The organism is Streptomyces enissocaesilis (assembly GCF_039533765.1).
Lineage (GTDB): Bacteria > Actinomycetota > Actinomycetes > Streptomycetales > Streptomycetaceae > Streptomyces > Streptomyces enissocaesilis.
On record NZ_BAAAUD010000035.1, the window covers coordinates 1 to 13708 of the forward strand.

General features: G+C 69.8%; 15 protein-coding genes and 2 tRNA genes. 5 read left to right on the plus strand and 12 right to left on the minus strand.

The features are described from left to right. Positions 1 to 302 precede the first annotated feature (302 nt). Positions 303 to 1469, plus strand: coding sequence for a restriction endonuclease (locus ABD374_RS16535; protein WP_344495893.1), 1167 nt, complete (start codon positions 303 to 305; stop codon positions 1467 to 1469). Here the strand turns inward: ABD374_RS16535 and ABD374_RS16540 are convergent. From ABD374_RS16540 to ABD374_RS16560, 5 genes are all read right to left on the minus strand, one after another. After that, positions 1376 to 2116, minus strand: a complete 741-nt coding sequence (locus tag ABD374_RS16540) for a class E sortase (RefSeq protein WP_344495894.1) — start codon at positions 2114 to 2116, stop codon at positions 1376 to 1378. The two genes, ABD374_RS16535 and ABD374_RS16540, sit on opposite strands and share 94 nt — an antisense overlap. Positions 2117 to 2164: 48 nt before the next feature. Then, complete coding sequence (locus ABD374_RS16545) at positions 2165 to 3571, minus strand: class E sortase (protein ID WP_344495895.1); 1407 nt, start codon at positions 3569 to 3571, stop codon at positions 2165 to 2167. Then, on the minus strand, positions 3568 to 4206 hold the full coding sequence (locus ABD374_RS16550; RefSeq protein ID WP_344495897.1) for an aminodeoxychorismate/anthranilate synthase component II: 639 nt from the start codon (positions 4204 to 4206) through the stop codon (positions 3568 to 3570). The genes ABD374_RS16545 and ABD374_RS16550 overlap by 4 nt, the downstream gene beginning before the upstream one ends. Next, positions 4203 to 4373 (minus strand): hypothetical protein, encoded by a 171-nt coding sequence (locus ABD374_RS16555; RefSeq protein ID WP_344495899.1) that lies wholly within the window; start codon positions 4371 to 4373, stop codon positions 4203 to 4205. The genes ABD374_RS16550 and ABD374_RS16555 overlap by 4 nt, the downstream gene beginning before the upstream one ends. A gap of 101 nt (positions 4374 to 4474) precedes the next feature. After that, positions 4475 to 5242, minus strand: a complete 768-nt coding sequence (locus ABD374_RS16560; RefSeq protein WP_344495901.1) for a DUF881 domain-containing protein — start codon at positions 5240 to 5242, stop codon at positions 4475 to 4477. Between the two features lie 141 nt (positions 5243 to 5383). Here ABD374_RS16560 and crgA point away from each other — a divergent pair, with 141 nt between their 5' ends. Beyond that, the gene (crgA, locus tag ABD374_RS16565; RefSeq protein ID WP_344495903.1) at positions 5384 to 5644 is read left to right on the plus strand and encodes a cell division protein CrgA; all 261 of its coding nucleotides are present in this window, start codon (positions 5384 to 5386) and stop codon (positions 5642 to 5644) included. Positions 5645 to 5907: 263 nt separating this feature from the next. Here crgA and ABD374_RS16570 read toward each other — a convergent pair whose 3' ends face one another. Next, the gene (locus tag ABD374_RS16570; protein ID WP_344495905.1) at positions 5908 to 6753 is read right to left on the minus strand and encodes a rhomboid family intramembrane serine protease; all 846 of its coding nucleotides are present in this window, start codon (positions 6751 to 6753) and stop codon (positions 5908 to 5910) included. A gap of 205 nt (positions 6754 to 6958) precedes the next feature. Continuing rightward, complete coding sequence (locus ABD374_RS16575; RefSeq protein WP_344496132.1) at positions 6959 to 7486, minus strand: peptidylprolyl isomerase; 528 nt, start codon at positions 7484 to 7486, stop codon at positions 6959 to 6961. A gap of 269 nt (positions 7487 to 7755) precedes the next feature. On the opposite strand from ABD374_RS16575, the gene ABD374_RS16580 reads away from it, so the two are divergent. Continuing rightward, positions 7756 to 8466 (plus strand): DUF5324 family protein, encoded by a 711-nt coding sequence (locus tag ABD374_RS16580; protein ID WP_344495907.1) that lies wholly within the window; start codon positions 7756 to 7758, stop codon positions 8464 to 8466. 164 nt (positions 8467 to 8630) lie between these two features. Here the strand turns inward: ABD374_RS16580 and ABD374_RS16585 are convergent. Continuing rightward, a tRNA-Ala gene (locus ABD374_RS16585) sits at positions 8631 to 8703 on the minus strand. Positions 8704 to 8864: 161 nt separating this feature from the next. Here ABD374_RS16585 and ABD374_RS16590 point away from each other — a divergent pair. Together ABD374_RS16590 and ABD374_RS16595 are read left to right on the plus strand one after the other, a co-directional pair. After that, entirely contained in the window at positions 8865 to 9413 is a 549-nt protein-coding gene (locus ABD374_RS16590) for a helix-turn-helix domain-containing protein (protein WP_093800034.1), read from the plus strand. A 31-nt stretch (positions 9414 to 9444) separates the two neighbouring features. After that, positions 9445 to 10848: a serine/threonine-protein kinase gene (locus tag ABD374_RS16595; protein ID WP_344495910.1), complete on the plus strand. Its 1404-nt coding sequence runs from the start codon at positions 9445 to 9447 to the stop codon at positions 10846 to 10848. 5 nt (positions 10849 to 10853) lie between these two features. Here ABD374_RS16595 and ABD374_RS16600 read toward each other — a convergent pair whose 3' ends face one another. The 4 genes from ABD374_RS16600 to ABD374_RS16615 form a co-directional block, all read right to left on the minus strand. After that, positions 10854 to 12260 carry a hypothetical protein gene (locus ABD374_RS16600; protein WP_344495912.1) on the minus strand — a complete coding sequence of 469 codons (1407 nt, stop codon included), beginning with the start codon at positions 12258 to 12260 and terminating at the stop codon, positions 10854 to 10856. 288 nt (positions 12261 to 12548) lie between these two features. Beyond that, the gene (locus ABD374_RS16605) at positions 12549 to 12683 is read right to left on the minus strand and encodes a DLW-39 family protein (protein WP_003958712.1); all 135 of its coding nucleotides are present in this window, start codon (positions 12681 to 12683) and stop codon (positions 12549 to 12551) included. A gap of 231 nt (positions 12684 to 12914) precedes the next feature. After that, positions 12915 to 12988, minus strand: a tRNA-Ile gene (locus ABD374_RS16610). Positions 12989 to 13049: 61 nt separating this feature from the next. After that, positions 13050 to 13634, minus strand: a complete 585-nt coding sequence (locus tag ABD374_RS16615) for a DUF3566 domain-containing protein (protein WP_344495914.1) — start codon at positions 13632 to 13634, stop codon at positions 13050 to 13052. Positions 13635 to 13708: the final 74 nt, after the last annotated feature.

Genomic DNA, 13708 nt, shown 5'->3' on the forward strand with positions numbered 1-13708 from the left:
CCCATTGAGCATTCGTCAGTTCATGCCGACGCACCATGACGGACTCCTGCCCGGAACGGCAACAGATCCACCGCCCCGGACAAGAGCCATCAGACACTGCCTAGCCCCGGGCACAGCACGCAAGAAGGGCCGTGGACCTCGAGAAAGGTCCACGGCCCTTCTTGCGTGCCCGGAGGGCGAACAGCAACGCACATAGCTGCGAAACCCGATCGTGTCTTCATATGTACAGATTCGTTGGACAGCTCACCACCGAGGCCCTCCGGGGACCTCAGTCAGAACGCGTCGGGCAGAGGAGCAAGAACGTGTTCAACGAGACCGCCCTGCTGGAGTCGAAGTCACTGCGCGCCAGCGTGGCCTCCCGGACGGAAGTGCTCGACAAAGTCAAAGCACTCTCCCTGCTGCCGGACGGCATGCACGTCACCACAGCGATGGTGGCCAGTTACTTCCAAGTTGGTATCAAGGCCATCGAATCCCTGGTATTGGACAACAGGGAGGAACTGGAGGCCAACGGTTACCGAGTTTTGTCAGGTACAAAACTGACCTCCTTCAAGGAGGTCAGTGGGATCCAGTCACGGTCACGAGCCCTCGCCCTTTACCCCCGGCGCACCGTCCTCAACATCGCCATGCTGCTCCGCGACAGCGAAGTCGCACGTCAGGTGCGTACGTACCTCCTCGACGCCGAGCACATCGCCCGTACCCACCCTGTGGACAACTCCGTCCCCACAGCCCCTGAGCCCCTCGACGACCGCATCGACCGACGTATCACCCACATCCTCGGCACCTCGGTCGTCCCGATGTTCAACGCCCTCATCGAGACCTCGGGCGAGCAGCGGAAGGAGCTCATCTCCCTCCGGGAGGACGTGCAGCGGGTCGAACGGAAACTCGTCCAGCACGACGTACGGCTCCTGCGCCTGGAACGGGCGCAGGAACGGCAGCCGCCGGCCGGGGTCATGGCCGCCATGGACGCCATGAACTGGCGCGAGTTCGAGCAGCACGTGGCGGGGCTGCTCCGCCGGGACGGATGCACCGATGTCGTCGTCCACGGCGGGCACGGCGACCGGGGCGCCGACATCACCGCGTACACCTCCGACGGGCGCAGTGTCGTCGTGCAGTGCAAGAACTTCGCGCCCTACCGCTCCGTGTGGAGCGGTGAGATGCAGAAGTTCCTCGGAGCCGCCAAGGTCCAGCACCGGGCCGAGGTCGCCCTCTACGTAGCCACCTGCCCGTTCTCGCGTGAAGCCCACGCCCTCGCGGTGGAGTACGGCGTCACAGCCGTGCACCGCGGACTGCTGGAGGCATGGAGCGCCGGCGCGGTGCTGCAAGTGCTGCGCCGACGCTCCGGGAGTGACGAAGTGCCGATCCGCCGGGAAGCCGGTCAGCGCAGTTCGGCCGGCGGCGTCCGCCTCGCGTCGACCTTCTCCGTACGCTCCAGCTCGCCCCACACGATGTACCGGTGCTCCGACGTGTAGACCGGCGTGCACGTCGTCAGCGTGATGTAGCGGCCCGGCTTCTTCCTGCCCGACTCCTTCGGGACCGGCTTCAGTACGTCCACGTTGTACTTCGAGGTCTCGGGCAGCTTCGCGTACACCTTGTAGACGTACCAGGTGTCCTTCGTCTCGAAGACGATCGTGTCGCCGTCCTTGAGCCTGTCGATGTTGTGGAACTTCGCGCCGTGTCCGTCACGGTGCGCCGCCAGCGAGAAGTTGCCCTGCCGGTCCGACGGCAGCGCCGACTCGATCGGGTCCGTGTAGTAGCCGGCCACGCCGCGGTTGAGGCTCTTGGAGTCGGTGCCCTTCTTGACCAGCACCTCGCCGTTCTTCATCGCGGGTACGTGCAGGAAGCCGATGCCGTCCTTGGTGTCGAGGGCGCCGGGGCCGCTCGCCCAGTGGTCGCGCACCTGGCTGCCCTGCTTGTCCGCGTCGCGGTCGGCGAGCACGTTCGTCCACCACAGCGAGTAGACGACGAAGAGGCCGAGGACCAGGCCCGCCGTGATCAGCAGCTCACCGAAGACACTGACCGCTCCCGCGACGCGTCCGCGCCCGCGCCGCGCCGGCGCGGGTGCCTGCGCGGGCACGGGCGTGCCGGTCTGCTCGTCCTGCTCGGTCCTGGCTGCCACCGCACTCGTCCCCGTCCCTCAGTACTCTTACGTCCGGCCGGCCCCGTCTCAGCCGACGAGTGCGTCGGGCTGCCCCTCACCGCGCGGCCGTTCGTCGACCATCTTGCCCCACACGATCATTCGGTACGTACTCGTGAATTCCGGTGTGCAGGTCGTCAGGGTGATGTACCGGCCGGGCTCGGTGAAGCCCGACCCCGGCGGCACCGGCCCGATCACGCCCACGTTCGAGGGCGGGGTCTGCGGCAGGATGCTCGCCATCTCGTACGTGTAGTACGTGTCCTGCGTCTCGACGACGATCGGATCGCCCGGCTTCAGCCGGTTGATGTACCGGAACGGCTCGCCGTGGGTGTTGCGGTGCCCCGCGACCGCGAAGTTTCCCTGCTCGTCCGACGGCATCGCCGTCTTGAGCTTGCCCTCCGCGTAGTGGCCGACCATGCCGTTGTCGAGGACCTTCTCCTTGTCGATGCCCTCGGCGATCGGTACGACGACGTCCAGCTTGGGGATGTGCATGATGGCGAAGCCCTGGCCCGGCTCGAACGCCCCGGCGGGCTTGCGGCCCTTCGCCCAGCCGTCCTGGATCTTGTCCGTCTCGTTGCCGGCGAACAGATCGGCCCGGACGTTCGTCCACCACAGTTGGTACGTGACGAACAGCAGCATCAGCACGCCGAGCGAGATGAAGACCTCGCCGAAGAAACGGCTGGCGACGACGCCGGGGCTGTCCTTGGCGGCGCGGGCGGCGCGCCTGGCCTCGACGCGGGAGCGCGGCGCCCCGCCGCTTCCCGCCGGAGTGTCCTTCGCCGGGGCGCCCCCCGCCGGGGCCCGGCCGCGGCTTCCCTGCCCCTTGGCGGCCCTGCGGCGCTCCGCGCGGCCACCGGTGGCCGCGGCCGGCGGGGCGGGCCGTGCGACGGGGTCCGGTTCGGCCCCGGTCCCGTCCCCGGCTATTCGCCGGGTGTCGTCCGTCCGCAGGGCCACGGTCTCGTCGTCGTACACGGGCGCGGCGACGGCGGTGGGGACCGGCGCGGGCTCGGGGGCCGGTACGGGCCGCTGACCGCCGTACCAGCCCTGTGGGTGCTCCGCTCGGGCGTACCACTCCTGAGGCTGCTGGAGGGCCTGCTGAGGCTGTTGCACGGGCTGCTGGTACGGCTCGTACTGCTGCTGGGGGTACTGCGCCTGCTCGTACTGCGGATGCGGAGCCTGGGCCTGGGGCTGGGGCTGGGGCTGCTCCACCATCGCCGACCGGAACCACGGCGAGGTCGGTCCCGGGGCCGGACCCGGGATCTGGGCCGGACCCGGACCCGGTCCCGGGGCCTGCGGCTTCGGCTGCCCCGGCAGCGGATCGTTCAGCGGATCCGCGAGCTGCTCCACCGCCGCCTCGAACGCGCCTGCCGCCTCGTACGCACCTTGCTCGTACGAGGCTCCCTGCTCGGCGTCGTGTCCGGGGCGGAGCGTTGTCACGCGGCGGCCTTGCCCACCACCGGCGCGAGCCCGGCCGACCGCTCCACCGCTCCCGGATCGCCGCACCGGGCGAGCCAGTTGGCCAGCATCAGGTGCCCGTGCTCGGTCAGCACCGACTCGGGATGGAACTGCACGCCCTCGACCGGCAGGTCCCGGTGGCGCAGCCCCATGATGATCCCGTCGGCCGTCCGCGCGGTGACCTCCAGCTCGGCGGGCAGCGCCGTCGGCTCGGCGGACAGCGAGTGGTAGCGCGTCGCCGTGAAGGGCGAGGGCAGGCCGGCGAAGACGCCGGAGCCCTCGTGCGTCACCAAGGACGTCTTGCCGTGCAGCAGCTCGGGGGCCCGGCCCACCACACCGCCGTACGCCACCGCCATCGACTGCATGCCCAGGCAGACACCGAAGACTGGCACGCCCGTCGCGGCGCAGTGACGCACCATGTCGACGCACACGCCCGCCTGTTCGGGGGCTCCCGGGCCCGGCGAGAGCAGCACGCCGTCGAAGCCGTCCTGGGCGTGGCTCAGCTCGACCTCGTCGTTGCGCAGCACCTCGCACTCGGCCCCGAGCTGGTACAGGTACTGGACCAGGTTGAAGACGAAGCTGTCGTAGTTGTCGACGACCAGAATCCGCGCGCTCACCGGCCCGTCCCTCCGTCGACCGTCACGTCGTTGAACGGGAGCAGTGGCTCCGCCCACGGGAAGACGTACTGGAACAGTGCGTAGACGACCGCCAGGCTCAGTACGAGCGAGATCGTGGCCCGTACCCATGCGTTGCCCGGCAGATGCCGCCAGATCCAGCCGTACATGCTGTCCCTTCCGTTCGGTCGAAACCCAGAGTAAAGGGCGACGGCGGGGACGTGTGGGTCAGCTGCGCAATGCGCGCGGCTACTCGCCGGCCACTCGGCGGCTATCCGACCGGCTTGGCGTAGTGGAGATCCACCGTGCCCGAGTAACCGGGGAGAGTCGCGGCCTCGTGCTCGTCGACCTTCCAGCCGAGGCCGTACGCCTTCACGTAGAGCTGGTAGTTCTGGAGCGCCGTGGAGGCCGTGAGCGCGCGCTGGAGCTTGTCCCGGTCGCCGATCGCCGTGACCTTGTACGGCGGCGAGTAGACGCGCCCCTGGAGGATCAGGGTGTTGCCGACGCAGCGCACCGCGCTGGTGGAGATCAGCCGCTGGTCCATGACCCTGATGCCCTTGGCGCCTCCCTGCCAGAGGGCGTTGACGACCGCCTGGAGGTCCTGCTGGTGGATGACCAGGTCGTTGGGCTGGGGCTCGGGGTAGCCGGGGTTGGCCGTGGCGTTCGGCGGGGCGTCGTCGAGGGTGACGGTGAGGCCGGCGCCGGTGAGCTTCTTGGTGCCCGCGGACCGCTCCAGCGCGTCGAGCTTCGCGTCCTCGGCCCGCGTACTGCTGTCGCCGCGCTGCGCGAGGGCGTCGACCTGGGCGCGTACGGACGCTGTCGACTCGTCCAGTTCCTTGTTCTTGTGGCTGCGCTGGTCAATGAGGTCGGAGAGCTTCAACAACGAGGCATCCGTACGGATATTGGTGCCTTTGGCAGTATTGAAGCTGGTGACGAAAATGAGCCCGGCGAGCGCGAAGACGCCGGCCGTCAGCAGCCTGACCGGCCGCAGGGCGGGACGCCGGGCGGGCTCGGTGGAGGAGTCGGCAGAATTGCTCAACGTACCCTTATCTCCTTCGACGCCTCGGAAGCACTACGCTAACGGACGCCCGGGGGAGGCAGCGTTGCCCGTCGCTCCCGCCCCAAGCGCCAGCCACAGTCCCCTGCGCGGTAACGCAGCGCATCGACAGGAGAGTCCCTCGTGCCGAAGTCACGTATCCGCAAGAAGTCCGACTTCACGCCGCCCCCGCCCGCCGCGAAGCAGGCGACGAGCATCAAGCTGACGAACCGCAGCTGGGTGGCTCCGGTGATGTTGGCGCTCTTCCTCATCGGACTCGCCTGGATCGTGGTCTTCTACGTGACCGAGGGCGGCCTGCCGGTCGAGAGCCTCGAGAACTGGAACATCGTGGTCGGGTTCGGCTTCATCGCCGCCGGCTTCGGGGTCTCGACCCAGTGGAAGTAGGACCGCGCAAGCCTTGACCAGAGGTTATCCACAGCGTTGTCCACACGGTGGGGAAAGGTCAGACGATCTGTGGATAACTCACGGAGTCGCTGATGACGGCGTGACCGCCCGAGCCTTCCGACGGCATGCCGCCTACCTCCTGTCGCCCCTTGTCCTGCCTGGAAAAACCCAGTTCAGCGACGAGGGGCACAGTTGTTCCCAAGATCTTCCGCACGAGTGCACAAGCTTCATCACCCACTGTGGACAACCGACACCACTGACGCTCAGGTGAGCATCGCCGTTCTCGCCACCACCAGGCCGACGGTCACGAGCAGGACCAGCCCGCAGGCGCCGTACTGCACCAGCGCCCGGCGCTCGCGCGGAGCGTGCACCAGGGCGATCGCGATGAGGGTGCCGGCGACGAGGCCGCCGAGGTGCGCCTGCCAGGCGATGTCCGGCCAGGTGAAGGTGAAGAACAGGTTCAGCGCGAGGAGCACGAGAACCGGCTTCATGTCGTAGTTCATGCGGCGCATGAGGACGGCGGTCGCGCCGAGCAGTCCGAAGATGGCGCCTGAGGCGCCGAGGGAGCCTTCCCAGGGGTCGGCGATCAGGTACGTGAGCGCACTGCCCGCCAGACCGGAGATCAGGTAGAGCGCCAGGTAGCGGACGCGGCCGAGCGCCGCCTCCAGCGGGCCGCCGAGCCACCACAGGCCCAACATGTTGAACCCGATGTGCCAGACCTCTTGGTGCGCGAACATCGACGTGAGGAGCCGGTAGTACTCACCGCTCGCAACGCCTTCGAAGGGGATGTACGTCTCGGGCGGCCACGCACCGAGCAGCGCGAGGTCGGCGGCGAGCCCCTCGCGCAAACTCACGGCGACGAACAGCACCACGTTGATGGCCAGCAGGACCTTGGTGACCAGCCGCGGATCGGCGGCGACGGTGCCCCCCGCCAGCGTGCGCGGCCGGCTCGCGTCCGGGGCGTGGCCCGTACCCGATCCTTCGCGGACACAGTCGGGGCACTGGAAACCGACCGACGCGCTGATCATGCACTCCGGGCAGACCGGTCGCTCGCAGCGCGTGCAGCGGATGCCCGTCTCACGGTCCGGGTGCCGGTAGCAGTGGTCCATCGGTCCGTCCCCAGTTCCCTAGGCGTGGCTCTTGGCAGTGCGGCTCCGCCCAGCGCGCCACCCCGCCTATCCAGTACGGACGGGCGGGGCGGTTTGGTTCCCGGCCACCGGGTCTCAGCCGTCTCTGAGGTCTCTGTGGCCACAGCAGCCTCTGAGGTCTCTGTGGCCACAGCAGCCTCTGCGGCCACAGCGGCCTCTGGCGGCCTCAGCGGGTCTCGACGACGACCGACTCGATGACGACATCCCTGACCGGGCGGTGGGTGCGCGCGTTGGTCTCCGTGGTCGCGATGTCGTCCACGACCTTCCGGCTCGCGGGGTCGGTGACCTCGCCGAAGATGGTGTGCTTGCGCGTCAGCCACATCGTCGGCGACACGGTGATGAAGAACTGCGAGCCGTTGGTGCCCGGCCCCGCGTTGGCCATCGCCAGCAGGTAGGGCCGGTCGAAGGCGAGATCGGGGTGGAACTCGTCCGCGAACTCGTAACCGGGACCGCCCGTGCCGTTGCCCAGCGGGTCGCCGCCCTGGATCATGAAGTCACTGATCACTCGGTGGAAGACGGTGCCGTCGTACAGCCGGTCCGTGGTCTTGCGGCCGGTCTCCGGGTTGGTCCACTCCCGCTCGCCCCGGGCGAGTCCGACGAAGTTCTTGACCGTCTTCGGCGCGTGGTTCGGCAGAAGCCGGATCTGAATGTCGCCCCGGTTGGTCTTCAGGGTGGCGTAGAGCTGCTCGGCCACGTTCTGCCTTCCATAAGTCTTCACTGACGGCTCCCGATCCTCCCACGGACCGGTTTGCGACGAGTAACCGCCGAACCGGCACGCAGGACGCCGAAGCGTGGCATTGTCGTGCGAAGGTTCCCCTTGCACAGCATTGCCCTGGGATCGCCCCGAGTCGTCACCCATGACCCGGATGCCCGCCCGTACGTGCCGTGATGACCCTCCAGAGGCATGATTTCGGCATGTGTGGATAGGCGATATAGCGAAACGCCACCAAGGAGGAGGATCCAGTGACCCGCATCGACAGCGTGCGCGCCGCATCCGAATCGGCGAAGGAAAGCGTGCTGCACGCCGCGGAAGTGGTGGCGCCCTACGCCGGTACGGCCAAGGAACAGGCCACGCAATACGCACACGACGCCCGCGTACGGCTGGCGCCCAAGGTGTCCCAGGCGGCCCGCCAGGCCCGGACCCAGTACGGCGTGCATGTGGCGCCGCGCGTGGAACAGGCCCGTGCCCACGTCCCGCCGAAGGTCGACGTGGCCGCGCACCGGGCCGCCGTACGCACCCGCCAGGCGGCCCGGCAGGCCGCCGACTACACCGTGCCGCGCGTGGAGCACGCGATGGCGGCGGCGCAGCCCGTCCGCGAGCAGGCGGCCGCGCGCAGTGCGGCCGCCGTGGCCGCACTGCGCGGACAGATCACGCAGAAGGAACTCCGCAAGCTCGTCAAGAAGCATGAGCGGCGGGCCCGGGCCGGCCGGATGGTCAAGGGCCTCGCGGTCCTCGGCATGGTGGCGGGCGGCGCTTTCGCGGCCTGGAAGTGGTGGGACAAGCAGGCCAACCCGGACTGGCTGGTCGAGCCCCCTGCCGCCACCGAGGTCTCGGACCGCGCGCCGCTGACGTCGGTCGACGGCAGTGGCGAGGCGGCGCTGGACCCGGAGGTCGAGGCCAAGCAGGCCGAGGCCGAAGCCGGGACGGCGGAGCGCGACAAGAAGGACAACTGACGTCCGGCCCCACGGGCCGGACGTACACACGCAGCGCACGGGTGCCGGGCGGTCTTCGGAGCGCCCGGCACCCGTGCGCTGCGACCGGCTCCGGCCGAAGATGGTTCACGTAACAAAAATGCCCCTCTGACCTGCGGAAACAGGCCAGAGGGGCATCTGCGGTGTGGAGCCTAGGAGATTCGAACTCCTGACATCTGCCTTGCAAAGGCAGCGCTCTACCAACTGAGCTAAGGCCCCGGGACGGGTGGACGTGACCGGTCGAACCGCACCGTGGCCACCGCCGCAGAACAGAGTACCGGGTCTCCCCCCGGATCCTGCAAAAAAATATGGGACTCCCCGTCCGCGACCACGCTCCGTAAGATGCTCGGCGAGGTTCGCAGCAGCGAAGGGGAGACGCAATGGATACAGCGCAGCAAGAGGCGACGGCCAGAGCCAGAGAGCTTCAACGCAGTTGGTACGGGGAGCCGTTGGGGGCGCTCTTCCGTCGGCTGATCGACGACCTGGGCCTGAATCAGGCCAGGCTCGCCGCGGTGCTCGGGCTGTCCGCGCCCATGCTGTCCCAGCTGATGAGCGGCCAGCGCGCCAAGATCGGAAATCCGGCCGTGGTGCAGCGTGTCCAGGCTCTGCAGGACCTGGCCGGCCAGGTCGCCGACGGCAGCGTCAGCGCCGCCGAGGCCACCGGCCGGATGGAAGAGATCAAGAAGTCCCAGGGCGGCTCCGTGCTCAACAACACCAGCCAGACCACAGCGAGTTCCGGAGCGCCGACCGTGCGCCGCGTGGTACGCGAGATCCAGTCGCTGCTGCGCTCGGTGGCAGCGGCCGGCGACATCATAGATGCGGCGGACACCCTCGCGCCGACCCACCCGGAGCTGGCAGAGTTCCTCCGGGTGTACGGCGCCGGACGCACCGCTGACGCGGTCGCCCACTACGAGGCGCACCAGAGCTGATCCGAGCGGAACGGGGAGCGGGCGCGACACAATGGGTGAGGTCTTCGCCGGTCGGTACGAGCTGATCGACCCGATCGGACGCGGTGGGGCAGGAGCCGTCTGGCGGTCGTGGGACCACAGGCGCCGCCGGTACGTGGCGGCCAAGGTACTTCAGCAGAGCGACGCGCACGCCCTGTTGCGCTTCGTGCGCGAGCAGGCACTGCGGATCGACCACCCCCATGTCCTCGCCCCGGCCAGCTGGGCCGCGGACGACGACAAGGTGCTGTTCACCATGGATCTGGTGAGCGGCGGCTCGCTGGCCCATGTGATCGGGGACTACGGCCCGCTGCCGCCCCACTTCGTCTGCACCCTTCTCGATCAGCTCCTCTCCGGTCTCGCCGCGGTGCACGCGGAAGGCGTCGTGCACCGTGACATCAAGCCGGCCAACATCCTGCTGGAGGCCACCGGCACCGGGCGGCCGCACCTGCGGCTGTCCGACTTCGGCATCTCGATGCGCAAGGGCGAGCCCCGCCTCACCGAGACCGACTATGTGGTGGGAACGCCCGGCTACTTCGCGCCCGAGCAGATGACGGGCGCGGAGCCGGACTTCCCGGCCGACCTGTTCGCGGTCGGCCTGGTCGCCCTCTACCTGGTGCAGGGCCGGAAACCCGACTCCCGGGCCCTGGTGGAGCACTTCGCCACGCACGGCACACCGGGCGCCCCGCAGGGCGTCCCGGAGTCGCTGTGGCAGGTCGTCGCCGGGATGCTGCAGCCCGACCCGCAGGCCAGGTTCCGTACGGCGACGGGTGCGCGCAAGGCGCTGGCCGCCGCCGTCGAGATGCTCCCCGAACCGGCCCCCGATCAGGAGCCGGTGGAGGTCTTCGACCAGATCGGACCGCTCCCGCCCGGCTTCGGCCCGCAAGGGCCTTCGGCGCCCGCTCCCGGCCCCCAGGATTCCGTACAGGACGGCCGCCGCCAGGACCGCCGGCAAGACCACCAGCAGGCGCAGCCCGTACAGCGGCAGCCGTCCTCCCTGTCGGAGACGGGCAGCTTCCACCTCGCGCCTCCGCCGCAGCGGCAGCCCGCACTGCCGTCCCCGGCGGCGCAGCCGTCGGCTCCCCCCGCGCCGGCCCCCCTGCCGGCACCCGCGGCGGCGCCCCCGTCCGCCCTCGCGTCCGCGCATGCGGCCTCCTCCCTCCCCGGCGCGGCGCAGGACCCCTCCCAGGCCCCCATGGGCGCGGCGCGGTACGGACAAGCCCTTACTCGTCCATACACCGCTCACGGCCCGGAGGTTCCCCCTCCGGTTCCCCGTGCCTCGCCGGCCCCGCAAGACGTCCGCACCCCCGGCCAGGCCCCGCGCAGGCGGCCGGGACCGCCCCCGCAGGTGACGGTCCCGGTGCTGCTGCTGGCGCTGGTCTGTTTCGCGGTGGGCATCTGGGCCCTGACACAGAGCTGACCGGCTCAGGGCCGGGTCGCCTGTCGGGCGGCGGGCGGCCCGTACCGCGCAGGCGCCTCGCTGTCGTGGGCCGGGTCGGCACCCGGCCCGCCGCCCGGCCCCGCGCCGAGGCCCCCACCGGGCCCCGCAGGCCGCGGCCCTGCCGCCGCGCGCCGCCTGGCGACGAGTGTCCACACCCCGAGCCCGAGCACCAGCACGGTGCCCGCCCCGATCCCGGACGCCCCGACGAGCCGCATCGTGGCGCTCCTCGCCGCCGCGGAGGTGCTCTGCCCGCTCTCCGCCGCGCTCAGGTCCTCGTCTGTGACCTGGAATTCACCGGCAGGCCCCACATAGGCGGGGGCGCCCTTCCCCTTGCCGTCCTCGATGTTCAGCCGCAGGGAGAGCCCGAGGGCTCGCGGCCCGAACTCCTTCTCGACCTGCGGGCTCAGACTGACCCTCAGGTAGTACCAGCCCGGGAACCGCATCCCGTTGACGGAATCCGACGAGTCGAAGCGGTTCTCGTACGCCACGGGCGGCAGCGGATCCAGTACGGACGACTTCTGCCTGCCGTCGTACGACACGTCGGTCGCACTGTCGACGAGTCCCCGCGCCGGGTTGTACAGCGCCATGGTGAGCGCGTTGGACACATACCCCTCGCCGGCCGCGCTGCCGAGGTCCGCACTGGCGAAGAGCTGCTGTCCCCAGTCGACCGGCACCTTGTAGAACAGCGTCTCGCCGGGCTTGATCCTGTCCTGCCACTCGCCCTGCCCGAGCCCGGGCGCGCTGAAGAAACTCGTCCCGCCCCTGCGCTCCCGGGGCCCGCCACCGGGCGGCGCGGGTGAGCTGCTGGGCCAGTTCTCGGGCGCCGCCGTCGCCCCGCCCGCCTTCACCCGGGGCTCCGTCAGGTGACGGATCTCCAGCTCCCACGGCTCGCTCGACGAGGTGTCCGCGCCGGTCCGCTCGACGAGGACGAAGTACGTGTCGGCCGCCTGGCAGGAGGCGTCCTCCTCGACGGTCCGGTGGGCGTACGTCCCGATCGGCCGCGCGAACTCCGCGGAGCCGAACCGCGCGGTGTTGTAGTTGCACGAGTTGCCGTCGCGGTCCTGCAGCGTCACCTTGAGCTCGTCGGCGTACGCGACCTTCGTGCCCGGCACCGGCACGGCCGTCGCCGACACATAGGCGTTGGACTTCGCGTCGAGTTCCAGCCGGTAGAAGAGCTTGTCACCCGGCTCGATCGAGTCCCGGTACGTCCCGCCCGACTCCAGCCGCTCGGCGTCGGTACTGATCACCGCTCCCTCGACCGGCTTCGCCGTCGGTTCGTAGGCGTACGGGCCGGGCTCACCCGCCGCCCGGGCCTGCGCCGGCAGCGCCACCACCGCACACAGCGCCGCCACCGCGCCGAGCGCCACCCTGCCCATGCTGCGCCGCCTCATCACGCGCCACCCCTCGTCGTCCGCAGTGCCCGACCATCCTGCCCCGCCGGCCCCGGTGCTGTCTGCGTGAGCCACCGGTCGCACCGCGTACGCCCCACCCCGGACTTTTCACTTCCGCAACCAATGGATTCACTGAGGCGAATCCAGGGGGCCCAAGGGGAGTCGGGGTCCCGGGGGCAGATGCGTGACAGCTCCGCGACGACTCAGCGCGACCCGTTCAGCCGTCTCCCGGACAGCACAGGGCCCCGGCCGCTCAGCGACCGGGGCCCGTGTTGGGACTGCTGGGTCTCACACACCCGAACCTGCGGGCACGGAGTCAGTCGCCTCCGTCCACAGATCCTGCTCGGCGCGATCCGCCTGGATCTGGCGGTACACGAGGAGCCCGCCGATGGCGGCCAGTGCGACCAGGAGAAGCTTCTTCACCGCGCGACCTCGTCTTTCCTTGACGTAGGGGACTTCTGGCGCCCGACTATACACACCGACCGATATCGATCGGTGACCTAGTTCCCACCCCACTGAGGCGTGGCACACAGCAGTCCATCCACCCCCGCACCACCCCGACGCGTACACGTCATTACGACTCGGTCGGGTGGAACGCAGAAGGCCCGGCGGATCTCTCGATCCGCCGGGCCTTCGACCTTTTCAGGTCCGCGGTGGGGCTAACAGGATTTGAACCTGTGGCCTCATCCTTATCAGGGATGCGCTCTAACCAACTGAGCTATAGCCCCGCGCTGCCCCTGAAGATTAGCGCACCTCGGGGGCAGTACCAAAATCGGTTCCGCCGCCCGCCTACTCGTCCTCGGCGAGCGTCAGCTCGACGCCGCCGACGAAGCCCGCCGACAGGTTGTAGATGAACGCACCCAGCGTCGCGAGCGCCGTGGCGAGCACCACGTCGATCATCGCGATGACCGACGTGAAGATCAGCACGCGCGGCAGCGAAAGGAAGGACTGCAGGTCGAAGCCGTTGCTCTCGTTGGAGCCCGTCGCCTCGCTGATCGTCCCGCCCACCGTGGAGAAGACGCCCATCGCGTCCATGACCATCCACAGCACCGCGGCGGCCACCACCGTGCAGATGCCCAACGCGATGGACAGCAGGAAGCTCACCTTCATCACCGACCACGGGTCGGCCTTGGCCACTCGCAGCCTCGCCTTGCGCGTACGCGGCGTCGTACGCGCCCCGGTCCGCGGCAGACGCACCGCGGCGACACCCGGCTGCTGCCCGGCGCGCTGCGCGGCGCCGCCCTCGGGCGACGGATACGCCTGCGGCGGGTGATACGGCTGCGCCGCCCGGCCCTGCGGCTCACGCTCACCGGGCAACGGCCCGCTCGCGCGCCCGTCGTACCCCTGAGGCTGAGGCCCCCGCGTATCAGTCACAGTCCCCCCCTCGGAGTCCGTGGCAGAGCCACGGTCACCGGGTGCCCCAGATTCGGAAGCGGCCGCTCCGGCGC